This is a genomic window from Ensifer sp. ENS10 (genome assembly GCF_014852025.1).
Classification (GTDB): Bacteria; Pseudomonadota; Alphaproteobacteria; order Rhizobiales; family Rhizobiaceae; genus Ensifer.
Window position 1 is genome coordinate 247,664 of the sequence record NZ_JACVAS010000004.1, and the last position, 21,668, is coordinate 269,331.

General features: G+C 63.8%; 27 protein-coding genes. 15 read left to right on the forward strand and 12 right to left on the reverse strand.

Annotated features, from left to right (window positions below; translation table 11 throughout):
* Positions 1 to 2 precede the first annotated feature (2 nt).
* The 3 genes from IB265_RS16945 to IB265_RS16955 all read right to left on the reverse strand — a co-directional run bounded on the left by IB265_RS16945 (position 3) and on the right by IB265_RS16955 (position 2,714).
* Positions 3 to 953 (reverse strand): FecR family protein, encoded by a 951-nt coding sequence (locus IB265_RS16945; protein WP_057251828.1) that lies wholly within the window; start codon positions 951 to 953, stop codon positions 3 to 5.
* Positions 954 to 1,054: 101 nt separating this feature from the next.
* Complete coding sequence (locus tag IB265_RS16950; RefSeq protein ID WP_057251829.1) at positions 1,055 to 1,561, reverse strand: sigma-70 family RNA polymerase sigma factor; 507 nt, start codon at positions 1,559 to 1,561, stop codon at positions 1,055 to 1,057.
* A gap of 241 nt (positions 1,562 to 1,802) precedes the next feature.
* On the reverse strand, positions 1,803 to 2,714 hold the full coding sequence (locus IB265_RS16955) for a LysR family transcriptional regulator (protein ID WP_057251830.1): 912 nt from the start codon (positions 2,712 to 2,714) through the stop codon (positions 1,803 to 1,805).
* A 91-nt stretch (positions 2,715 to 2,805) separates the two neighbouring features.
* On the opposite strand from IB265_RS16955, the gene IB265_RS16960 reads away from it, so the two are divergent.
* Genes IB265_RS16960 through IB265_RS16980 form a run of 5 tightly spaced genes read left to right on the forward strand, consistent with a single transcriptional unit; the run spans position 2,806 to position 5,612 of the window.
* Positions 2,806 to 3,198 (forward strand): glyoxalase, encoded by a 393-nt coding sequence (locus IB265_RS16960; protein ID WP_112996262.1) that lies wholly within the window; start codon positions 2,806 to 2,808, stop codon positions 3,196 to 3,198.
* 2 nt (positions 3,199 to 3,200) lie between these two features.
* Positions 3,201 to 3,878, forward strand: a complete 678-nt coding sequence (locus IB265_RS16965) for an SDR family oxidoreductase (RefSeq protein WP_200964187.1) — start codon at positions 3,201 to 3,203, stop codon at positions 3,876 to 3,878.
* A gap of 41 nt (positions 3,879 to 3,919) precedes the next feature.
* The gene (locus tag IB265_RS37775; RefSeq protein ID WP_057251832.1) at positions 3,920 to 4,225 is read left to right on the forward strand and encodes a hypothetical protein; all 306 of its coding nucleotides are present in this window, start codon (positions 3,920 to 3,922) and stop codon (positions 4,223 to 4,225) included.
* Positions 4,222 to 4,599 (forward strand): hypothetical protein, encoded by a 378-nt coding sequence (locus IB265_RS16975; RefSeq protein ID WP_057251833.1) that lies wholly within the window; start codon positions 4,222 to 4,224, stop codon positions 4,597 to 4,599. Before IB265_RS37775 ends, IB265_RS16975 begins: the two co-directional genes overlap by 4 nt.
* A complete protein-coding gene (locus IB265_RS16980; RefSeq protein ID WP_057251834.1) occupies positions 4,596 to 5,612 on the forward strand; it encodes a zinc-binding alcohol dehydrogenase family protein in 1,017 nt (338 codons plus the stop codon). Before IB265_RS16975 ends, IB265_RS16980 begins: the two co-directional genes overlap by 4 nt.
* A 15-nt stretch (positions 5,613 to 5,627) precedes the next feature.
* On the opposite strand, the gene IB265_RS16985 is transcribed toward IB265_RS16980, so the two are convergent.
* The 3 genes from IB265_RS16985 to IB265_RS16995 all read right to left on the reverse strand — a co-directional run bounded on the left by IB265_RS16985 (position 5,628) and on the right by IB265_RS16995 (position 7,919).
* On the reverse strand, positions 5,628 to 6,122 hold the full coding sequence (locus IB265_RS16985; protein ID WP_057251835.1) for a GAF domain-containing protein: 495 nt from the start codon (positions 6,120 to 6,122) through the stop codon (positions 5,628 to 5,630).
* Positions 6,123 to 6,197: 75 nt separating this feature from the next.
* Positions 6,198 to 7,247 (reverse strand): serine hydrolase, encoded by a 1,050-nt coding sequence (locus tag IB265_RS16990; RefSeq protein ID WP_057251836.1) that lies wholly within the window; start codon positions 7,245 to 7,247, stop codon positions 6,198 to 6,200.
* A 99-nt stretch (positions 7,248 to 7,346) separates the two neighbouring features.
* Entirely contained in the window at positions 7,347 to 7,919 is a 573-nt protein-coding gene (locus tag IB265_RS16995; protein WP_057251837.1) for a TetR/AcrR family transcriptional regulator, read from the reverse strand.
* 87 nt (positions 7,920 to 8,006) lie between these two features.
* Between IB265_RS16995 and IB265_RS17000 the strand changes: the two genes are divergently transcribed.
* The 4 genes from IB265_RS17000 to IB265_RS17015 all read left to right on the forward strand — a co-directional run bounded on the left by IB265_RS17000 (position 8,007) and on the right by IB265_RS17015 (position 11,569).
* A complete protein-coding gene (locus tag IB265_RS17000) occupies positions 8,007 to 8,915 on the forward strand; it encodes an SDR family oxidoreductase (protein WP_057251838.1) in 909 nt (302 codons plus the stop codon).
* Positions 8,916 to 9,074: 159 nt separating this feature from the next.
* Entirely contained in the window at positions 9,075 to 9,329 is a 255-nt protein-coding gene (locus IB265_RS17005) for a hypothetical protein (protein ID WP_057251839.1), read from the forward strand.
* A gap of 332 nt (positions 9,330 to 9,661) precedes the next feature.
* Positions 9,662 to 10,651 carry a murein L,D-transpeptidase family protein gene (locus IB265_RS17010; RefSeq protein ID WP_057251840.1) on the forward strand — a complete coding sequence of 330 codons (990 nt, stop codon included), beginning with the start codon at positions 9,662 to 9,664 and terminating at the stop codon, positions 10,649 to 10,651.
* A 78-nt stretch (positions 10,652 to 10,729) separates the two neighbouring features.
* Entirely contained in the window at positions 10,730 to 11,569 is an 840-nt protein-coding gene (locus tag IB265_RS17015; protein WP_082615919.1) for a L,D-transpeptidase, read from the forward strand.
* Between the two features lie 48 nt (positions 11,570 to 11,617).
* Here IB265_RS17015 and IB265_RS17020 read toward each other — a convergent pair whose 3' ends face one another.
* Both IB265_RS17020 and IB265_RS17025 read right to left on the reverse strand, forming a co-directional pair.
* Complete coding sequence (locus tag IB265_RS17020) at positions 11,618 to 12,334, reverse strand: L,D-transpeptidase (protein WP_057251841.1); 717 nt, start codon at positions 12,332 to 12,334, stop codon at positions 11,618 to 11,620.
* Positions 12,335 to 12,520: 186 nt separating this feature from the next.
* Positions 12,521 to 13,276 (reverse strand): L,D-transpeptidase, encoded by a 756-nt coding sequence (locus IB265_RS17025; RefSeq protein ID WP_057252106.1) that lies wholly within the window; start codon positions 13,274 to 13,276, stop codon positions 12,521 to 12,523.
* A 115-nt stretch (positions 13,277 to 13,391) separates the two neighbouring features.
* Between IB265_RS17025 and IB265_RS17030 the strand changes: the two genes are divergently transcribed.
* The 3 genes from IB265_RS17030 (at position 13,392) to IB265_RS17040 (ending at position 15,992) form a co-directional block, all read left to right on the forward strand.
* The gene (locus IB265_RS17030; protein ID WP_057251842.1) at positions 13,392 to 14,054 is read left to right on the forward strand and encodes a response regulator transcription factor; all 663 of its coding nucleotides are present in this window, start codon (positions 13,392 to 13,394) and stop codon (positions 14,052 to 14,054) included.
* The gene (locus IB265_RS17035; protein ID WP_057251843.1) at positions 14,054 to 15,427 is read left to right on the forward strand and encodes an ATP-binding protein; all 1,374 of its coding nucleotides are present in this window, start codon (positions 14,054 to 14,056) and stop codon (positions 15,425 to 15,427) included. Before IB265_RS17030 ends, IB265_RS17035 begins: the two co-directional genes overlap by 1 nt.
* Before the next feature lie 130 nt (positions 15,428 to 15,557).
* Positions 15,558 to 15,992 carry a GFA family protein gene (locus tag IB265_RS17040; RefSeq protein WP_057251844.1) on the forward strand — a complete coding sequence of 145 codons (435 nt, stop codon included), beginning with the start codon at positions 15,558 to 15,560 and terminating at the stop codon, positions 15,990 to 15,992.
* Between the two features lies 1 nt (position 15,993).
* Here the strand turns inward: IB265_RS17040 and IB265_RS17045 are convergent, their stop codons facing one another.
* Positions 15,994 to 17,670 carry a SulP family inorganic anion transporter gene (locus IB265_RS17045; protein WP_057251845.1) on the reverse strand — a complete coding sequence of 559 codons (1,677 nt, stop codon included), beginning with the start codon at positions 17,668 to 17,670 and terminating at the stop codon, positions 15,994 to 15,996.
* A gap of 314 nt (positions 17,671 to 17,984) precedes the next feature.
* On the opposite strand from IB265_RS17045, the gene IB265_RS17050 reads away from it, so the two are divergent.
* Entirely contained in the window at positions 17,985 to 18,302 is a 318-nt protein-coding gene (locus tag IB265_RS17050) for a potassium channel family protein (RefSeq protein ID WP_057251846.1), read from the forward strand.
* A 51-nt stretch (positions 18,303 to 18,353) separates the two neighbouring features.
* Here IB265_RS17050 and IB265_RS17055 read toward each other — a convergent pair whose 3' ends face one another.
* The 3 genes from IB265_RS17055 to IB265_RS17065 all read right to left on the reverse strand — a co-directional run bounded on the left by IB265_RS17055 (position 18,354) and on the right by IB265_RS17065 (position 19,757).
* Positions 18,354 to 18,956, reverse strand: coding sequence for a nitroreductase family protein (locus IB265_RS17055; RefSeq protein WP_057251847.1), 603 nt, complete (start codon positions 18,954 to 18,956; stop codon positions 18,354 to 18,356).
* A gap of 46 nt (positions 18,957 to 19,002) precedes the next feature.
* Entirely contained in the window at positions 19,003 to 19,215 is a 213-nt protein-coding gene (locus IB265_RS17060) for a hypothetical protein (protein WP_057251848.1), read from the reverse strand.
* A gap of 284 nt (positions 19,216 to 19,499) precedes the next feature.
* Entirely contained in the window at positions 19,500 to 19,757 is a 258-nt protein-coding gene (locus tag IB265_RS17065; RefSeq protein ID WP_309140366.1) for a hypothetical protein, read from the reverse strand.
* A gap of 43 nt (positions 19,758 to 19,800) precedes the next feature.
* On the opposite strand from IB265_RS17065, the gene IB265_RS17070 reads away from it, so the two are divergent.
* Entirely contained in the window at positions 19,801 to 20,700 is a 900-nt protein-coding gene (locus IB265_RS17070; RefSeq protein ID WP_057251849.1) for a LysR substrate-binding domain-containing protein, read from the forward strand.
* Between the two features lie 130 nt (positions 20,701 to 20,830).
* A complete protein-coding gene (locus tag IB265_RS17075; RefSeq protein ID WP_057251850.1) occupies positions 20,831 to 21,655 on the forward strand; it encodes an N-formylglutamate amidohydrolase in 825 nt (274 codons plus the stop codon).
* Positions 21,656 to 21,668: the final 13 nt, after the last annotated feature.

The following is a 21,668-nucleotide window of genomic DNA, read 5'->3' on the forward strand; positions in this document are numbered from 1 at the left end:
TCCTAGCGCGACTGAACGACGACCATCAGGCCCGAAATCCGCATGACACGCAGCGGCAAACTGGCTTCCAGAACCTGCAGGGCAGCGTCGGTGTCGTGCAGATCGAAGATACCGGAGACTTCGAGACCGCCCGCCGCCTCGTCGAGCAGCAGGATTCGGCCGTGACGGTAGCGCTCGAGGGTCGCCAGGACGTCGCGCAGCGGGCGGCGCGAAAAGACGAGCTTGCCGTCGCGCCACGCCGTCCCGGCCGCGACATCCGTCTTCGACAGGGACAGGCGTCCCTGTTTGTCGATCGTTGCCACCTCGCCCGCACCCAGGATCGCTTTCTGGCCGGCCGCCGCGACCTCAACGCGGCCCTCCTCCACCTGGACGCCGGCGGCTCGTTCTGCACCGGCCGTGCCTACGGAGTACCGGGTCCCCAATGCCATCGCGCTCAGCGCCCCATCTTCGACCACAAACGGCCGAAGCGGGTTCCTCGCAACGGCAAAGAATGCTTCGCCGCGCAGGAGCCGCACCTTTCTGCGGCCCTGCTCGTAGCGAACCACGAGGGCCGTGTCGGTGTTCATGTCGACTTCGGTCCCGTCCTCCAGGGTGATCCGCCTGATTTCACCGACGCCGGTGTAAAAGTCGGCACGCCAGCGGTCGCCGTAGGGCGTCGCGAGCGAGAGCATGGCAAGACCCGCTGCAAGACAGAGCCCGACGAAACCGCCGACCCGACGGCGGCGTTGGGCGCGCAATTCACCGAGGCGCTCGCTTGGGATCGGCACGTCTCCGAGATCGCTCCAGAGCGCCCGCAATTCTTCATAGGCCATCCGGTGATCGGGATGTGCGGAAACCCAGAGCTCGAACGCCGCACGGTCGGCGGCCGTCGCGTCGTCGGACTGCAACTTCGCAACCCACGTCGCCGCCGCTTCCAGAGTGCTGTCATCGATGGTCTGGCGATTGCCGTTCATGCACGTCTTCCGGTCGAACTGAAAATGCCGTCAGGCGAACCCTCCAAGGGAATCGCTTCAATCATCTTAGAGTTGAAAGAACGGTTTGACCTGACGTCGGTTCAGAAAATAATCTCGGCGCGCATCTTCCGGCATTCGAGCAGCGCTCGGATGATATGCTTTTCGACCATATTTCTCGAGATGCCGAGCTCATCGGCGATCGCGCTGTTGCTGAGGCCGTGCAGGCGGCTGAGGATGAAGACCTGCTGGCAGCGGTTCGGAAGGCCCTGGATGGTGCGCGCCATGATCAGCAGGCACTGGCGGGCGTTGACGATGCGGTCCTGGATCGGCCTGTCTTCCGCATGCTCCATGCCCTCTTCGTCGGCAACGAACATCGCTTGCTCGCGCGCAGCGCGTTCGGACGCGACCCGCGCCACCGAGCGGGCAACCTGGAACAGGTAGGCCTGCGGGTTCTCGATCAGCGTCGAGCGCGATGCCTCCAGCATGCGCATGAAGGTCTCCTGCGTGGCGTCGACGGCGTCCTCGCGGTTTCTGAGGCGGCGGCTGAAGAAGCGGCGGATCCTGCCCTCTTCCCGCTCGTGAAGCCCCCGCACCATCGCATCGGTCATCAATCTGCCTCTCCAGCGTGCGGCTGTCGCACCATCATCCTGAACGTACGGCCCGGGTCGCTGCCGCTTATCTTGAATACGTTTCTCATGTTTCATAAGTGAAGCGGAGGTGTGCTGCAATGCACTGACGTGCGGCATGACGAGCCGAAACTGCGTCAGGACCGGCCGCGCCGTCTATTGGAAAAGGACTGTTGCGCGAAGGCCACGGCGTCTGGTACGGGCGCGACCCTGATTGGCGGCTTCAGGTTCGTCCCTTGCTCGGCCTCTCGATGGAACTCAGCTCCGAGGCGATGCGGTCTATCAGCAGTCGCACCCGGCGCGGCTGGACGGTGAGCGGGGGATAGACGATCTGCAATCCCGTCCCACCTATAGAGAAATCCTTCAGGAGTTCGACAAGGGCACCGGACGCCAGGTCCTCGGCAATGTCCCAAACGGATTTGAGCGCGATGCCGTGCCCCGCGCGACACCATTCCCCAACCACCCCGCCGTCATTGGCGACGCGCCTGCCGCGCACCATGACCTTGTGCGGCTTGCCATCGACCTGAAAAGCCCACTCCCTGTCGAGATTGGCGCCGAAGCGCATGATGATGCAGTCGTGACGGGAAAGATCGTCCGGATGCTCCGGCCGGCCCCTGGCCTCCAGATAGGCGGGTGCGGCGCAGACGACCCGGCGGTTTTCGCCGAGGGAGCGCGACCGGAGCGTACTGTCGGCGAGAAGGCCGTGGCGGATGGCAAAGTCCATGCCCTGACCGACGAGGTCGACGTAGCCGTCGGTGAGATTGAAATCCACCGTCACGTCAGGGTGCTCGGCAAGAAAGCGGTCGAGGATCGGCACGATGTAGCGCCGTCCCATATCTTCGGGGGCGCTGAGGCGGATCGGCCCCGAGATCGTTCGGGTACCCGATCGGATGCCTGTCTCAAGTTCGTCGGCCTCCGCCAGCAGCCGGCGGGCGCCATCGACCAGCAGACGGCCCTCCTCCGTCAGGCTGATTGCGCGCGTCGTGCGTTTCAGAAGGGCAGCACCGTAGTGGGCTTCAAGCGCCGCCAACCGCTCGGAAACAGAGGCCGGCGACAGGCCCTTTTCGCGACCTGCGGCGGAAAGCCCGCCCTTTTCGACGATCAAAAGGAACAGAGCCAGATTGTCGAGCAACATCTTTCGCCTCTTCCGAAATATACTTTTGGAAATAAGCCAATTATCCGGATGCGCCGCAAGAGCTAAATTCCTTCCCGAAAGGAGACGCGGCATGCATCTCGACCACGTAACCATCCGCACAGGCGACATCGCGGGCACGCGCGCGTTCTTCGAGACGGTCTTCGACCTGACCGTCGGCGAGCGCCCGGCGGCGATCCGGCGCATCCCGGGCTACTGGCTCTACGCCGACGGCAAACCGATCGTGCACATCATCGGCAGCCAAGGCAGCGGTTTCGACCGGGCCGCCGAGGCTATCGATCACGTCGGCTTCCGGCTCGACAACTACGCAGCCTTCCGGGCCAGGCTCGACCGGCTCGCCATTCCCTACTCGACCATGGACCTTGCCGACATCGGCGAGCGCCGGCTGTTTCTGCGCACGCCCGGCGGTCCGTTGCTTGAAGCACTCTTTTCCGAACCCGTTCCCCCACATTCCCCTGGAGCATGAGAATGACGATGACATTCAATGACAATACCGTTTCCGTCGTCATCGGCGGCACGAGCGGCATCGGCGCCGCCGTTGCCAAGGCGCTGACCCAGCGTCCCGGCCGGGTCGAGATCGCCAGCCGCGCCACCGGCCTCGATATCGCCGACGCCGCTTCCGTTGCCGCCTACTTCCGCAAGCTCGGGCCGATCGACCATCTGGTCGTCACGGCCGGTTCTTCGGCCCCCGGCGGCAAGGTTGCCGATATCGACCTGGATGCCGCCAAGGCCGCCTTCGACGTCAAGTTCTGGGGCTCGATCGTGCTCGCCCGCGAAGCGGCCAGGTATATACGTCCAGGCGGCACGATCACCTTCACCTCAGGTTTTCTCGCCCGCCGGACTGTTCCCGGCACCTTCGTCAAGACCGCGATGAATGCTGCTCTCGAAGCCGTGGCGAAGATCCTGGCCAGGGAACTGGCGCCGCTGCGCGTCAATGTCGTCAGCCCCGGACTGACGCAGACCGAGGCCTATGCCGGCATGACCGGCGACGCCCGCGACGCCATGTTCGATCGCGCCGCAGCGACCTTGCCCGCCGGCCGCTTCGGGCAGCCGCAGGACATCGCCCACGGCTACCTCTTTGCTATCGACAATCCATTCGTCACCGGATCCGTCATCGACATCGAAGGCGGCGCGCTCATCAACTGACGCAAACCGTTCCGACATTTCGCCCGCAAGAGGACCGTCCCATGCCGACAACGCTCTTTTCTCCTGTCTCCCTCGGCTCGTTGACCCTGCCGAACCGGATCGCGCTTGCGCCGATGACGCGGGCGCGCAGCAGCCAGCCGGGCAACGTCCCGAATACACTGATGGCCGAATACTATGCGCAGCGCGCCTCGGCCTCGACGCAGGGTCAGGGCTCCTTCATCGCCAATCCGGACCTGCCGCGCCGGCTGAAGGAAGGCTTGCCGCTTGCGACCTTCGACGGAACCAAGCTTTTCGGCGGCAGTGCCGACGGATATTGTACCTATCCGGCCCTGGAGGACGCCGCATGAGCGCGCCATTGACGGAACACGAGCGCGCGGAAGCCCTGGTCAACGATCACATTGGCACCGAGCTGGTGCTAGAGGAAGAGAGCCTGCGCGTCTGGCATCTGCGGCTGAAGCCCGGTGAACCGCTTCGCCCCCATCGCCACGACCGGCCCTATTTCTGGACGGCGCTGACCGACGGTACGGCACGCTCGCGCTCGGGCGGCGGAAAGGTCACGGACGTGGTCTACCGCGCCGGCGACACGCGCCACTTCAGCGACCTGACGCCGGAGACCGCCTTCGTGCACGATCTGACCAATACCGGCGACGCCGAACTCGTCTTCGTCACCGCCGAATTCACAGCCCAAGACCATTCGTCCATGACAAGGAGCAAGCCATGAAAGCCGTCGCCCTCACCCGTTATCTCCCGGTTTCCGACCCGCAGTGCTTCCTCGATGTCGACCTGCCGAAGCCGGAACCCAAGGGGTATGACATTCTGGTGGCCGTCCATGCGGTCGCCGTCAATCCGGTGGATGTGAAGATGCGCGCGCCGAAGGACAAGATCGAGGAAACGCCGCGCGTACTCGGCTGGGATGCCAGCGGCGTGGTCGAAGCGGTCGGCCCGGATGTGACCCTGTTTAAGCCCGGCGACCATGTCTACTACGCCGGCGACCTGACGCGGCCCGGCACGAACCAGCAGTATCAGCTTGTCGACGAGCGCATCGTCGGGCGCAAACCGAAGTCGCTAAGCTTCGCCGAGGCAGCCGCCCTGCCGCTGACGACGATCACCGCCTATGAAGCCTTCTTCGACCGGCTCGGGATCGACCGGGACGGTGCGGATCGCGGCCAGTCGATCCTGATTGTCGGCGGCGCCGGCGGCGTCGGCTCGATCGGCATCCAGCTTGCCAAGCGCGCCGGGCTGACCGTGATCGCCACGGCCTCGCGGCCGGAGACTATCGCCTGGGTGAAGGAACTCGGCGCCGACCACGTCGTCAGCCACCGCGAGCCGCTGGTTGCCCAGGTCAGGGCGCTCGGCTTCTCCCATGTCGACCACATCGCCATCTTCAACGATATGCGCCATTGGGACGATGCGGTCGAGCTGATCCGGCCTCAAGGGGGCATCGTTTCGATCGACAACACCGACGTGCCAATGCCGATGGCGGGCATGAAGACCAAGGCGGCGAGCCTGCATTGGGAATTCATGTTTGCCCGCCCGATGCATCAGACGCCTGACATGATCGAGCAGCACCGGCTGCTGTCCTTCGTCGCCGACGAGATCGATGCCGGACGGCTGAAAACGACGCTTGCCGAGGTGCTGTCGCCGTTCAATGCCGCAAACCTGCGCGAAGCCCACCGCCGCATCGAGACCGGTGCTGCCATGGGCAAGATCGTCATCGAAGGTTTTGAAGGCTAGCGCCCAGCTACCGATCTAACTGAAATCGCTCGCCGCGACGTAAATCGCGGCGAGCACCTCGAGCCCAGCCTGATCCTCGGCATCGAAACGGTTGGGGCTCGGGCTGTCGAGATCGAGCACGCCGAGCACTCTGCCATCCTTGAGCAAAGGCACGACGAGCTCGGAGCGGGACGCGGCATCGCAGGCGATATGCCCGGGAAAGGCATGCACATCGGGCACCAGCATCGTCTGCCGTTGCGTGGCGGCAGCCCCGCAGACCCCTTTACCGACCGGAATGCGCACGCAGGCGACCTTGCCCTGAAACGGCCCGAGCACCAGCTCGTCATTCGGCCGCAGGAAATAGAAGCCGGCCCAGTTCAGATCCGGCACCAGATCGAAAACGAGGGCGGAAAAATTGGCGGCATTGGCGATGAAGTCGCGCTCGTCATGCAGAAGCCCGCCGAGCTGGCTCGCCAGTTCGCGGTAGAATTCGGGCTTGTCGCCGGTCTCGATTGTCTTCGTGGCAAACATCTCTCACCTTTCAAATCTCGGCATCCTGAGCCGCTGTTGGGCACGCGCCAGCCGGCATGAGCGGCACGCGGCCTGTCACCCGTCCGTTTCCGGAGCGGCCTCCACCCTTGTGATGATCTCGCCGAGCACAAAGTGTAGAGCATCGCGGTAGCCGTTGCGGGCTGACGGTCCGCTCTCGGCCGAGGTCATCACCACGGTCAGATCGAGGCTCGGAACGATGTAGAGCATCTGCCCGCCGTAGCCCCAGGCGAAGTGCACCTCCTCGCCAGCGATCTGGCGGTCGAACCAGCCGTAACCGTACTCGTCCCCGGAGAAACGCGAATTGGTGCGGTGCTGCCAGGATGCTGCGATCCATTCTGATGACACAAGCTGCTGGCCTGAGGTCGCGCGGCCGCCATTGCGGTAGAGTTCGCCGAAGGCAAGCAGGGAACGGGCGCTCATCGCCATCTGGTTGCCCCCGAGATAGATGCCTTGGGGATCGCGATCCCAGGATCCGATGCGAAAACCCTCGAGTAGCCCCAGCCAGTCGCTTGCCAGCGCCAGGGTCGACTTGCCGCTGACCTTCGTCAGGATCGCCGAAAGCAGGTGGGTCGATGCGGTGGAATAGAGCATCTCACCGCCCGGGTCGTCGTCGAAGGGCTGAGCGAGCGCCGTACGCACCCAGTTGCTGCTCGCGACCCATCGGCCATAGTTCGGCCCCGACAGCCGGCCAAGCCCGGCCTGCATCGACAGCAGGTTGCCGATGGTGATGTCGTTGATGCGCGGATCAGGCGAAGCCGGCAGGTCCGTCTTCAGGATCGGCGCGATCTTCTGGTCCGGCCCTTCGAGCAATCCCTTGTCGATCGCAATGCCGACCAGCGCCGAGATGATCGATTTTGACGCCGACTTGATGTTGGTCGAGTCGGTCACGCGGTTGCCGCGATAGCCGCGCTCGGCGAGGACCTTGCCGTCACGCGCGACGATCACGGTCTTCAGGGGCTCAAGCTCCTGCCGCGAAGCCAGTTCTTCCAGCAAGGTCGAAACCGGCGCCACCACCTGGGCAGCCGCCGGCAAGGTGAGCAACGTCAGGACGACGAGTGCCAAGGCGACGATCCGGGCGAAGAGAACGGCAGCACATCTGAACATGGAACAGCATCTAAGACGATCTTCCGCCGCCGTCATCCACTGCACGGCCATCTCACGGCGATTTGACAGCCGGGTGACTGAAAGGCCGTGGCGCTGACCTCAGGCCGTCGGTTGCCTTGCAAAGGCCTCAACGAAACGCCGCAGGCTCTGTTCGACGAACTCCGCGACAGGCACTTCTGGGTCGAAACTCCACCAGAGCAGCGATCCCTGCCATTGCGATGCCATCAGGAGTCCGAGTCCAGGGGCAGCGGCGGGCAATCCCGAAAGACATTCGTCGAGCACGCCGGAAAGCACGTCGCGCCACGTCACCCCCCGCGCACGGAGCAGCGGGTCCCGTAGGTCTTCCCGGAGAATTCGGAGATCGTCGGCATAGGATTCGATGGCGCCATAATCGCCGGACAGGCCGACGAGCAGCGCGATGGCTCCCTCCGGCGTTCTCGGCACCGTCGCCACCAGCTCCGCTGTCTGGCGGTCAAGGCCGTCCCAGGCCTGGTTGAGCGCGCGCTGGATCAGCTTCGTTTTGTTTTCAAAGCGCTGCACGAGCGTGGCGCCGGAAAGGCCGGTCCTTGCGGCGAGCGACGCGAAAGTCAGGCCATCCGGCCCTTCGGCCCGCATCAGCGCAAATGCAGCCACCAGCACCTCTTCGTCTGGCATCGTTTTTGGTCGTGGCATCTTGACTCTCATTTATAACCGAACAATCATTTATATATCCAATTCAAGAGAAAGCACCAGCGGCTATCGGCCCCAAGGAGGAAAACAATGACGCTCGAAGGAAAAATCGCGCTCGTCGCCGGCGCGACACGGGGCGGCGGGCGCGGCATCGCCGCGGAACTCGGCGCCGCCGGCGCCACCGTCTACGTGACCGGCCGCACCACAAGGCAACAGCAATCCGAATACAAGCGGCCCGAAACGATCGAGGAAACGGCCGACATCGTCACCAGCCTCGGCGGTAAGGGTATTGCCGTTCAGGTCGATCATCTCCACCCGGCCGAAGTCGCAGCGCTGGTCACGCGCATCCGCCGTGAACAGGGGCGGCTCGATATCCTCGTCAACGACGTCTGGGGCGGAGAAAACCTGTTCGAGTGGGAGAAGTCCGTCTGGGAGCACAATCTGGAGAACGGCCTGAGGCTTCTGCGCCTCGGCATCGACACCCACCTGATCACCGCGCACTACGCCCTGCCCCTGATGATAGAGAAGCCGGGCGGGCTGCTCGTCGAGGTCACCGATGGCACCGCCGAGTACAATGCCACTCACTACCGCATTTCCCCCTTCTACGACCTCGCCAAGGTGGGGGCCAACCGCATGGCCTGGGCCCATGCCAAGGATCTGGCGCCGCACGGTGCGACCTCGGTTTCGATCACGCCCGGCTGGATGCGCTCCGAAATGATGCTGGAGCATTTTCAGGCGACCGAGGAAACCTGGCTGGAGGGGGCCAAGGTCCAGCCGCACTTCGTCATTTCCGAAAGCCCGCGCTTCGTCGGCCGCGCCGTGGCGGCGCTGGCGGCCGATCCGGACAGGGCGCGCTGGAACGGCCAGTCGCTGTCGAGCGGTGGACTGGCTCAGATTTACGGTTTCACCGATCTCGACGGCTCGCGGCCCGATTGCTGGCGTTACATGCGCGAGGTGATGGAGGCAAACAAGCCGGCCGATGTCACTGGGTATCGGTAAGCCTGATGTCGCATGCCGCTGCGGCTTCTCGATGCATCCCGCCCAATAGAGCGCGAGAAATGACGGTCATGACAGCGGCCGAGCTTGAACCGAAAGGCCGGCTCCTGTAGGTCCGGGTTCGACGGAACGGCGCGGCAGCGCAATCAGGTGTGATGGAAGATGGCGTCGCGGGATCGTTATTCGAGAAAGCTGGAATGCGCGAAATGCGGGGCGTCCGGTTTCGCCGAAGCCTCTGAAAATGACAAGGCGAAGGGCGGCAATCGCGGCTTTCTCATCGACGTCATGCCCAAGGGCTTTTCGACCGAGCGCACCTCTCCCGACCCCGCCAAGCACATGGTCCGCTGCCGCTGCGGCAACGTTTTTGCGTTCAGGCAGAAGACCGTCTACGCGCCCGGCAGCGAGCCACGGGACTGACGCGCCTGGAGCAATCCGGCGCCCGCGTTGAGAAAAAATTCACCATCTTGTCTCAACATCGACCCAATCGGCGGGCAGCTATGGCGGCGCGCGTTCAAGTATTGTTGATCGCCAGCGCCCAGGACAAAGGCTTGCAGCCAGGGCTGCCACCGCTTAATCGCTGAACTAAAGCCGACCCGCTGTGCGTCGAACGCATGCCGTCGGTAACCGCGCCGAACGCAAGACGCTGGGCGGCGGCAGCATAGCCAGGAGCCCGCATGCGGCGCGAGACGATACAGAGCCCCTCTTCCCAAACGCCCTCCACTGGCAAGTTTTTCACGCAGGTGCGTCGGATGCGGCATGCTCTGGCGATCGGCGCGATGGCACTTGCGCTTTCCAGCTGCATGGCGCTCGATGCCGACGACGTGCGCGAACCGCCGCCGATCCCGGCCAAGCTGATCGCCGCCATGGCGAAGAACGGCAGCAAGCCGGAAAGCCCGGTTCTGGTGCGCATCTTCAAGCAGGAAAGCGAGCTGGAAGTCTGGAAACAGAACAAGCAGGGCCAATACGCCCTGCTGAAGACCTACCCCATGTGCCGCTGGTCGGGGAAGCTCGGCCCGAAGACGAAGGTGGGCGACCGCCAGGCGCCGGAGGGTTTCTACAATGTCTCGGCCGGTATGCTGAACCCGAAGTCGCAATATTTCCTGTCCTTCAATCTCGGCTATCCGAACCGGCTGGAGTCGGCGCTCGGCTATACCGGCGAAGCGCTGATGGTGCACGGCGCCTGCTCGTCGTCGGGCTGCTACGCACTTACGGACCAGGGCGTCGGCGAGATCTACTCCGTCGTCCAGCGCGCGCTTGCCGGCGGCCAGGGCACCTTCCAGGTGCAGGCCTATCCCTTCCGCATGACCGCCGAAAACATGGCCAAGCATCGCGGCGATCCGAACTTCGAGTTCTGGAAGAACATCAAGCAGGGCTACGACATCTTCCAGACGACGAGGCGCCAGCCGAAGGTTTCGGCCTGCGGTCGCCGTTATGTCTTCAACACCGAATTCGCCGATGGCGAGCCGTCCGATCCGCTCGCGGCCTGCCCCGCCGCTGCGACGGCGCCAGACGCCGGGCTCGTGGCAAAGCTGCAATCGGAGGACGCGAAGCTCGCGGGCCTGATGGCAAACCAGACGTCGGCGCCGCTCAACGCCTATGTCGACGGCGGCATGCATCCGAGCTTCCGGGCGCTCCTTGAGAAAAACGGCGCCGAAAAGCTGGCAGCGAAGATCTCGGGAACTAAGTATCCTATTAGCCGACCCGAAGCGGCGCTGGCGGATCCCTACGCCGGCCTGTGATCGTTCGTCGGCTGGCGACAATTGACCTACAAGATCGGTTGTATCGCCAGAAGCGAACACCGGACGATCGAGGGTTCCATGCCTGAAAGAGAGATCCGCCGCCGCACCTTCCTGCAACTCTCCGCGGGGCTCGCGGCCGCCGGATTGGCAGGCTGTGCCTCGACGCGGCCGACGATGACGCGCTCCTATGCACCGGAACCTGTGCCCGAGGCGAACGCCTTCCTTGCGGATATGTACGGCGAGAAGCCGAACGAACCCTATCCCCTGCCGGCCATCCCCTACGAGAAGATCGAGCCCCGTTTCTATCGCCAGATGGTCGCCGATCCGACCGGCGAGAAGCCGGGAACGCTGGTCGTCGACGTCGGCAACCACTTTCTCTATCGGGTCTACGAGAACGGCCAGGCGATGCGCTACGGCGTCGGCCTCGGGCGCGCCGGCTTCGCCTGGGCCGGGCGCGGCGTCATCCAGTACAAACGCGAATGGCCGCGCTGGAAACCGCCGAACGAAATGGTGGCGCGCCAACCCGAGCTGCAACAATTCAGCATCGAGGCCGGCGGCATGGACCCCGGCCTCAAGAACCCGCTCGGCGCGCGCGCCATGTATATCTTCCAGAACGGCGAGGACACGCTCTACCGCATCCATGGCTCACCGGAATGGTGGACCATTGGCAAATCGGTATCCTCGGGTTGCGTGCGCATGATCAACCAGGACGTGGTCGACCTCTACAATCGCGTGCCAAACGGCACGCCGATCGTCGTCACTGACCTCACGGGCGGGGGCATGGTGCAATCGCAGCCGATGCCGGAAATACAGCCACTTCCGGACTCGCAGCCACTTCCGGATTCGCAGCCACTGCCGCAGCCGCAGGACTATATGCAAATGGGACCGGACGGACTTCCGCCGCCTCAACCGCTCTGAGGCAATCCGTCCGGTGAAAGCTGGAAAATCACGCCAAAGCGTAGCGCGTCACAGGACGATGAGCGGGGTCTTGCCGCGGACGCGATCGTAGAGATCGATCGCGTCCTGCTGCAGCATGCGCACGCAGCCGGCGGATGCGTTCTTGCCGATCGAGCGCCACTGCGGCGAGCCGTGGATGCGGTAGAGTGTGTCCTGACCGTTCTGGAAAATGTACATGGCCCGCGCGCCGAGCGGATTGTCGAGACCCGGATCCATGCCGCCGGCGTCAATGCCGTATTTCTTGAGGTGCGGCTGGCGCGCTACCATGTCGTCCGGCACCGTCCAGCGCGGCCACTTGCGCTTCCAGTGCACGACCGCGCGCCCCTTCCAGGCGCGCCCCGCGGCCCCGAGGCCGACGCCGTAGCGGATGGCGCGACCGCCCGGCAGTACGTAGTAGAGGAACATCGTCTGGGTATCGACGACGATCGAATAGGGCGGCTCGTTGGTGGCATAGGCCACTTCCTGGCGCAGGAACTGCGGCTTGATCTCACCGTACTGGATGCCTGGAACGTCGTAGCCCTCGTCCTTCACCGGCCCATAGATCTTCGCATAATCGAAGGTCTTCGTCGGCACGCCCGCGGCATCGGCTGCCTTCTCCGGCGAGCCACCGTCCCCGGCGATCGGCTCGATCAGCTTCGGCTTCGGTTCTGGTTTCGGGATCTGCGTGCAAGCGCTCAAGACAGAGCTGGCGATCACCGCGAGCAGCGAGCGGCGGGACAAATTCATCGACACTTTATTCTATTCCAGGTTGGGGATTTCGGTAGGAAATGTTCCGAGGAGAGGCCCAAGGCTGTTGGGCCGAACCGTGACCGAAATGTGGTGATAATCATTCTTTGGCGTGGATCGCCGCCCGCTGCGAGCACTCGTTTCCGGAGTGTTGCAGAATTCCCGCGCCACCTCTGTTGGCTGCCTTTAGCCAATGGCCAGATCGCCCTTCGTGGGATCCGGAATGACGACGATGGTGCTACCGTCCCGCGCCTGATCGTAGAGATAGACGACATCCTGATTGAGCAGGCGAATGCAGCCCGACGAGACCGCCTTGCCGATCGAATGCGCCTCGGGACTACCGTGAATCCGATAGAGCGTGTCCTTGCCGTCCTTGTGGATGTAGAGCGCACGGGCGCCGAGCGGGTTCTTGATGCCCGGCGGCATGCCGCCATTGGCGATGCTGTAGGGCGCGAGCTTCGGCTGGCGCGCGACCATCTCATCGGGCGGAGTCCACCGCGGCCATTTGCGCTTGTAGGCGACAATCGCCCGCCCGGACCACGCGAAACCCTCGCGGCCGACGCCGATGCCGTAGCGCATCGCCCGCCCGCCGGGCAGCACATGATAGAGATACTTCGCCGGCGTATCGACGATGAGCGTGCCGGGCCGCTCGCCGCTCGGATAATCCACCTCCTGTCGCCAGAACTTCGGATCGATCTCGGCGACCCTCACCTCGGGGATCGGAAACTCTTCATCCGGCATCGCGTGGTACATCGGCGGCACGGTCGGCCCGGCCGCGGCGCGGACGGGTGTTGCCGCCGGCACGACCGCCGGCGTCGGACGCGCGGTCGCGCAACCGGTGGCGAACAGCGAGGCTGCTCCGACGACAAGGCTGCGGCGGGTGAGCGTGATGCCGGTCTTGTGATCGGCCGTGGATGAAGAGGGCTCGTTTGGTTCGGTCATATCGGGCATTCAACGATTCGATTGTTGCAATGCCGCTTCAGAGGGAAGTCCTACCTTAAGGCTGCCTTAAGGGAGCGATTTAAGAGTTCCGCTCTCAAAAATGTGAGGAATAGCAATGCGAGTCCTGATCGTCGAAGACGACGATATCCTCAGAGACGGCCTGAAGGTCGGCCTGGCGCTGGCCGGATTTACCACCGATGCGGTCGGCACCTGCGACGCGGCGGCGACGGCACTCGCCGCCAACAGCTTCGACGCGATCGTACTCGATCTGATGCTGCCGGATGGTTCCGGCATGGATATCCTCAAGGACTTGCGCTCCAGCCAGAATGACACTCCCGTGCTCCTGCTGACGGCCCGCGACACGGTTCGCGATCGCGTGGCCGGCCTCGACACCGGCGCCGACGACTACCTCGGGAAACCCTTCGACCTCGACGAAGTGGCCGCACGGTTGCGGGCGCTGTCTCGGCGGTCTACCGGCCGTGCGACGGCGGCGCTCGAATGGGCAGGCCTGCGGCTCGATCCCGCCCGGCAATCGGTGGAACAGGCCGGCAAACCGGTGCAGCTCTCGCGGCGTGAGTATTCGATCCTGCACACGCTGATGGCACATCCCGGCGTCATCTTTTCGAAAACCAAACTCGAAGACAGGCTCTACGGCTGGCAGGAGGAAATCGAAAGCAACGCCGTCGAGGTCCACATCCATCATTTGCGCAACAAACTCGGCCCCGGCCTGATCGAAACCGTCAGGGGCATCGGCTATCGGCTGGGTGGGGCCGGCTGATGCGGTCGCTGCGCACCCGCCTCTTCGCCATACTGTTGATCACGACAGGACTGCTGTGGCTGTCAGCGACGGTGTGGATCTTCCTCAGCACGCGCGCCGAGGTGGAGCGTGTGCTCGACGCGCGGCTGATGGAGGCCGCGCGCATGGTGAATTCGCTGATCGTCAGCCCAGACATGATGAAGGAGGAAGGCGACGGTGACGCCAACCGTCCGGCGCAGAGCGCGATCAAGATTCCGATTCTGGAGCACCCGCACTACGACCGGCAGCTCTCCTGCCAGATCTGGTCGCTGGACGGCACGCTGATCGGCAAGTCGGACAGCGCTCCCGACACGACGCTCGCGCCGCATGCGATGGGCTTCTCGGAAACCGTCATCAACGGTGAGACCTGGCGGGTTTTCGCGGTCGAGAATGCCAGCCTCGGCGTACGCGTCCTCGTCGGCGACAACCTTCGCATCCGCGACCGGCTGGTCAACGATCTGGTCAAGGGGTTGCTGCTACCGGCGCTGCTGATCATCCCCCTTCTGGCCGTCTTGATCTGGCTCAGCGTCGGGCGCGGGCTGGCACCGCTCCGGAAACTTGCGGGCGATCTCGCCGCGCGCGAGGCTTCGAATCTGCACGCGATCGAAGACGTGGGCACGACGCGCGAAATCAGCCCGGTGTTGAAATCGCTGAACGGCCTCTTCGCCCGCGTCGCCGGTGCCCGCGAGCGCGAACAGAACTTCATCGCCTTTGCCGCCCACGAACTGCGCACGCCTCTGGCCGGCCTCAAGACGCAAGCCCAGGTCGCGCTTGCCAGCGACGACGGCGAGATCCGTGAAAAGGCGCTCGGCCAGATTGTCGCCGGGGTCGACCGGACCGGCAAGCTGGTGCGGCAACTGCTCGACATCGCCTCCGTCGAGGCCTCCGAGAGTGCCAAGCCAGCAGGAGCCTTCAATGCCGGTGAAATATTGACAGGTCTTCGGACCGAACTCGCCGGCCAGGCTCACCGGGTCGACGTCGCCATCGACCCGCACCTCTTCGGTGTGAAGATCGAGATGGATCCGGACCTGTTTCGCCTGGCGGCGCGCAACCTCCTGGAAAATGCGATCAACCATTCGCCGCCTGGCGCAACAGTCTCCTGCACCTGCGAGATGGCGGCCGGCCGCCTCGTCATTGTGATCAACGACACAGGCCCTGGCATTCCCGACGAGGAGATGCCGCACGTGACCGAGCGCTTCTTCCGCGGCCGCTTCAAGACATCGGTCGGCAGCGGCCTGGGCCTCAGCATCGTCGAACGGGCGCTGGATCGTACCGGCGCGGAGCTCGAGCTCCGCAACCGGCAGGGCGGCGGTTTGTCGGCTCGCATCGTGCTGCAGCAAAGCCTCATCCGGTAACCGGCTATAGGACCTAGCTCGAAAGGAGGCGTTGACCTCAGGATCAGGCGTGACACGCTCAGGCTTGGGTTCATATCGGCCATCCGCGAGAGCCCATTCTCCGGATGACGCGAACCGAAAGGAGACAGTCATGGCAGCGAACGGCAGCTACAACGGAAAGTGCTTCTGCGGCGCAGTCGAGATCGAAGTGAGCGGCGATCCGGCCGCCATGGGCTTCTGCCATTGCAATTCGTGCCGGACGTGGTCGGCGGGACCCGTGAATGCCTTCACGCTTTGGCCGCCGGAGAAGGTCCGCATCGTCAAGGGCGCGGACAATCTTGTCGGCTACCAGAAGACCGCGACGAGCGTGCGCAAATGGTGCAAGGCCTGCGGCGGTCACCTCATGACCGAGCATCCGCTCTGGGGCGTGACGGACGTCTTTGCTGCGGTCATCCCGGCACTGCCGTTCAAACCCGCGCTCCACGTCAACTATCAGGAGACGGTGCTGCCGATGAAGGACGGCTTGCCCAAGTATCGCGACTTCCCGCCGGCATTTGGCGGCACCGGAGAATTGATCGCGGAGTGAATCAGGCCGCTGCCGGAGCGATGCTCGCCAGATAGTGCTGAAGGGCTGTGCGCGTGTTGACGAACAGGCGATCGGGGCCGAGCTGATCGGCAAAACCGGAGGCCCGCACATAGGCGAGCACATCCGGGTTCAGCTCGGCCAGCCAGACGGTGACCCCGTGCTCGCTGATGCGACGCTCGCCCTCCGTCATCATTTGCAGCGCGGAATATTCGATATCGAAGACCCGGCTCATGTCGAGCACGAGAACCTTGGGCTTGTGCTTGGCGACCAGCATCTGCGCCTGGTCTGCCACTTGCTGTGCATTGGCAAAGAACAGGCGCCTCTCCGGCCGAAGGATCAGCAGCCCTTCGAAGGTCTCGTCGTCAGGATGATCCGGCGACAGCGGCCGGAGCCGATCGGTGCCGCGCTTGCGGCCGACGACATAGACCTTCGCCGATGCCGCCTGGCGGGCCAGTCCGATGAAGGAAAGCACGATCGCGACGATGATGCCCTGCAGCGTCCCGAAGAGCAGCACGCCGAGGAAAGCCGCCAGCGCCCACTGAAACTCCATTCGCCGGACCTTGCGGACCGACCAGAAATCCGCCGGTTTGATAAGCCCGATCGAATAGACGATGACGATTGCCGCCAGGACCGCCTGCGGCAGCAGACCCAGCATGGGCGCCAGCACCAGCATCGTGGCAGCCGCTGCCGCCGCGGTGACCAGCGACGCCACCTGCGAATGTCCACCGACGGCACGCACGACGGCCGTCTGTGATGTTCCGCCGCCGGCGCTCATGGCGCCGAAAAGCGCGCCGCCGAGATTTGCAGCGCCGGTTGCCAGTAATTCACGGTTCGCCCTGATCGGCGGGTCGGAGGGGGCGGCAAATGCACGTCCGGCGGCGATGGTCTCGGTGAAGCTCATCAAGGCGATGCCGAGCGCGCCGGGCAGAAGCTCCTGAGCAAGACCGAGGCTCGGAAGCGTGATCGAAGGCAGAGACTGCGGGATGAAGCCGACGGTGGAGACACCGAGCGCCTCGAGGCCGGCGAACCAGGAAAGCGCAATGCCTGCAGCCACCGCCAGAAGCGGCGCCGGCGAATGCGGCCAGAGCCGCTCCATCGCAAGAAGCGCCACCAGCGCCGCAGCCGCAATTGCAAGCGTCAGTAGCGAGGTCTCGGACAGATGGCCGGCGATGCTCAGGATATCCCGGAAGAAGCCTTCCTTGGTGAAGTGAAGGCCAAGCAGCTTCGGCACCTGGTCGAGCACGATGACGAGGCCGATGCCGGCCTTGAAGCCGATCAGGACCGGCGAGGAGATGAAGTTGGCGACGAAGCCGAAGCGGAGAAGCGAAGCCAGGATGAGAAGCCCACCGGTCATCGCCGTCAGCGTCGCGGTTGCCGTTATCAACTTGCCGGGATCGCCATCCGGGACGGCAAGGCCGAGCTGTGTTCCGGCGAGAATGGCAAGGGTCGTGGTCGACGAGACGCTCAGCACCCGGGACGTGCCGAGAAGCGCGTAGATGATCATCGGCACGAAGGCGGTGTAGAGACCGACACTGACAGGCAGACCGGCGACCGTGGCATAGGCCATCGCCTTTGGCAGAACCACGGCAGCGGCCGTGAGACCTGCAGTCACGTCGAGCCGGAAACCCGCAGTGGCACCGCGACCGTCGCCGACAGGCGAATGCTCGTTCGATGCCATCCGGACTATCCTCTGGCAGGAGCTTTCATGAAGTTATTCTAAAGCGATAGCACTGGGTAAAATCCGTTGCAAGGAACGCCTCAGCCACACTTCGGGCATCACTTGTCGCCTACCAAAGCAGACGCTGGCAGGCTGCTCGACTTGCGGATATCTTGAGGACTGCGGGTGCCGGGCCGAGAGGGGATTTCGGCGGCAGGGAGCGAAGCCAAGGCGGACCGTCGCAGGCGTACGGAATCGTTAGCACGGCGGGCTTCCTACCTGGCGAGAGGGAGGGTTGCGTGGCGAAATCTCATCGCAGGAGCCATTCAAAAAGAATGCGGCGCCTGTTCTTCTCCAATCTCTACCAGCAACTTCAGGTGCTCTGGCCGATCTTCTCCGCAATCCTGATCGTGATGACCGGATGCGGTGTCATCATTGGCCGCATCGAGGAATGGCGGCTCGATGAATCCCTCTATTTCACCTTCGTCACCGGGCTGACGATCGGCTACGGCGACATCACGCCCAAACACCTGGGCGCACGGCTGCTGGCTCTGGTGATAGGCTTTTCCGGCATCGTCCTGACCGGCCTCGTCGCGGCCATCAGCGTTCAGGCGCTGAACGCGACGAGCAAGGATGAAACGGACGATCGCTGAGGAGAGCGGGCCGGCAATGTACCCCCGCTCCCCGTCCAAGTCTGCCGAAGCTTAGCCGGCCACGAAGCGCCCTTCAGACACGATTTCGGAGAGGGCTTTGCGCGGGCTTGGTTGCTCGCGCTGTTGCAGAGCCTCCGGAAGCAGAGCCTTATCGCCGAGGCGTCCGATCGCGACGGCAGCCTCGATCCGGTAGTTTTCAGGAACTTCGAGTTCGGCCCGCGCGCGGTCGTAGTCGATGCCGGCCATGCCGTGCGCCTGCCAGCCGGAATGGGCCGCCTGCAGGGCGAGTGCGCCCCAGGCGGCGCCCGTATCGAAGGAATGGGTGTAGGAAGGCACCTCCTTGCTGGCGCCTGGCGGCAGCAGGGAGGTTTTCGACAGCACGAAGATGAGGGCCGAAGCCTCCTTTGCCCAACTGCGGTTGAACTCGTTCAGAAGACCGAGCAGCTTCTCCCAGTCCTGTCCGCCGCGGCGGGCATAGACGAAATGCCAGGGCTGGGCATTGTAGGCTGATGGCGCCCAGCGGGCGGCCTCCAGGATTTCGAACAGTTCGGCCTCGGAAATCTCTTCGCCCGAGTAGGCCCGCGGCGACCAGCGTTCGAGAAAAAGCGGATTGATCGCGTGATCCGCGACGCGTGAATTCACATGCAAGGTCATGGGGATGGTCCATTCATCGGCGACGTGCTGCCGCCTTTCGGGTTGGTCATTGACGGCCGAAGCTTTCGTATCGGTCGCAACGACTTCTTAAGGTCGAGATTTCATCGGAGAGTTCGGCGATGCGGTCCCTGAGCTCATTGGCCGTGCCGTCCTCGACATCGTCGAAGCCGAAACAGTCCCGCGCCTCGTGCAGTTCCAAACGGCCCTGCAGGACCTCGCGAATTGCGCTCAAACGCTCAAATTGCCGCAGCATACTCATCTCGGACCTCATTTTCAGCCGATCAACGCAAACCTGCGCCGACCGGAGGGCGTTTCTGCCCAGCTCGATTCCTGACCGAGCCTTCCGAGATTATCCACTCAAATAGTAGATTAAAGGAATTCTGACCCAAAGAGCGAGCGAGAGATGAAAAACTGCTCCGCTTTTGGCGGACGTCGGAGCTGCGAGTGCAGGGGTAGTGTAACGGAGGAAGGAGGCGGCGGCGGTGTCATGCCCTTGGCATTGGTGGACCTGGGCGATGGGAGGCTCGCCCAGGTCGAAAGTATTCAAGCGGTCGGGAGGTCTTTCGCGTCGGGGCGGTTGCCATCGAGGAAGCCCATGTCCCGTTTCAGGTGATCCGACAGGTCTCTGACATCGACGACCTCGAGCGCACGACGCTTTCGAGCGAACAGAAACGCCAGCCAGGAGCGCGCGGAAAAATCGTTTGTCGACGAAAAACTACGTACTTGAATGGTTGTCATAGCCGTCATCCTCTTCATCAATCCGTCTAATGGACGGATCTTGAAAATGGTTACGAGCGGCATCACCTTCCAATCGAATATCGCTTACCATGCATAAGGCCATTTAATGCATAAGACACTTCCGCTTCCACCATTGACGGCGATCCGCGTCTTCGAGGCGGTCGCCCGGCATGGAAGCTTCACGAAGGCCGCAACCGAGCTCGGCACGACGCAGGCCGCGGTGAGTTATCAGATCAAGGTTCTCGAGGATCGGGTCGGCGCGCCCTTGTTTTTGCGCCGACCGCGGCAGATTGCCTTGACAGAAGTCGGACAGCGGCTCGCTCCGGCGGTCACGCAGGCCTTCGAGCAGCTCAGCGAAGCCTATGTCACGGCGCGCGGCGGCGCCCAGGGAACGCTTGTCATCAGCACGATCGCCACGTTCGCCTCCAATTGGCTGGCGCGGCGTCTTGGCTCCTTTCAGATCGCCCACCCTTCCCTTGCCGTCCGCCTTCAAACGGAGCCTCACCTGGTGGACTTCAGCCGCGAGGAGGTCGATATCGGCATTCGCTCCGGCCGCGGCGATTGGCCGGGGCTTGTGGCGCACCGGCTGATCAACGCCGACTTCACCCCTATGCTCAGCCCGAACCTTGCGGCCAGTATCGGCGGGGTGAAGGAGCCGGCCGATCTGTTGCGTCTGCCGCTGCTCGATCCCGGCGATCCCTGGTGGGCGAAATGGTTTGCGGCCGCGAATGTGCCTGCCGAGGGGCTTTCCAGTCGTCCCGGCGCCAGCATGGGCGCGCAGGCCTATGAGGGCAACGCCGCCACGGCCGGCCAGGGCGTGGCGATCCTGACGCCGGCGTTCTTCGCCGCCGAGCTGGCCGATGGGCGCCTCGTCCAGCCCTTCGATCTTCTCTGCAACGACGACCATGCCTACTGGCTGGTCTACCCGGAGACGCGGCGCAATTCACCGAAGATCAGCGCCTTCCGCCAATGGATCCTCGGCGAAATCGGGGTGTCATCGCGCTGAAGCGGGAACCGAGAACGGCACCCCGAACCGGACTGATCTGCCATGGAATTTTGAATCTTTGCGGAACTCTCGGGCGTGCCCGGGAGTTGCATTCCCGAAGCGCCCATAGTGAGGGCATGCGGGAGCGAACATGCAACGCGAGCCGACGGAACAGTTCCGTTCAGCCACGGAGAACGCCTGGTGGACCGTAAATCGCGGCGATGGACCGATCGTCGGCACCGCGATCCACAATGGGCATGCCATGCGCAGCGATGCCCGGGCGCTGGTGGCGTTGACGGAGGAAGAAAGGCTGCGCGAGGAGGACCCGTTCACCGAATTCATCATCCGGGACCTTGCCAACCGCATCGTCGTCCATCGCTCGCGCTTCGAGGTCGATATCAATCGTGCCCGCGTAGGCGCCGTCTACCTCCAGCCCGCACAGGCCTGGGGTCTTTCCGTCTGGCGGGAGCAGCCGCCTGCGGAGTTGATCGAAACATCCCTTGCCGTCCATGACGAATACTATGCCATGCTCCGGTCGATGCTGACGGCGATCGAGCGCCGCCATCAGCGCTTCATCGTGCTCGACATACACAGCTACAACCATCGGCGGCAGGGGCCGGAGGCCGAACCGGCCGATATCGCCGAGGCACCCGAGATCAACATCGGAACCTCCTCCATGGATCGGGCCAAATGGGCCGACGTGATCGATACGCTGGTCGCTGCCATCAGCGCCACCACGCTCGCGGGTCGGCCTGTGGATGTGCGTGAAAACATTGCCTTCCAGGGACGCGGAGAACAGACGCGCTTCATCCACGAGCACTTTCCCGATACGGGCTGCGCGATCGCGATCGAGTTCAAGAAGACCTTCATGGACGAGTGGACCGGCAAGCCAGACCTCGAAGCGCTGAGGTCGCTGCGCACACTGGTCGGATCACTCGTTCCGATCCTGACCGAGGCGCTCGCGAGGCAGCGATGACGGACGGGAGACC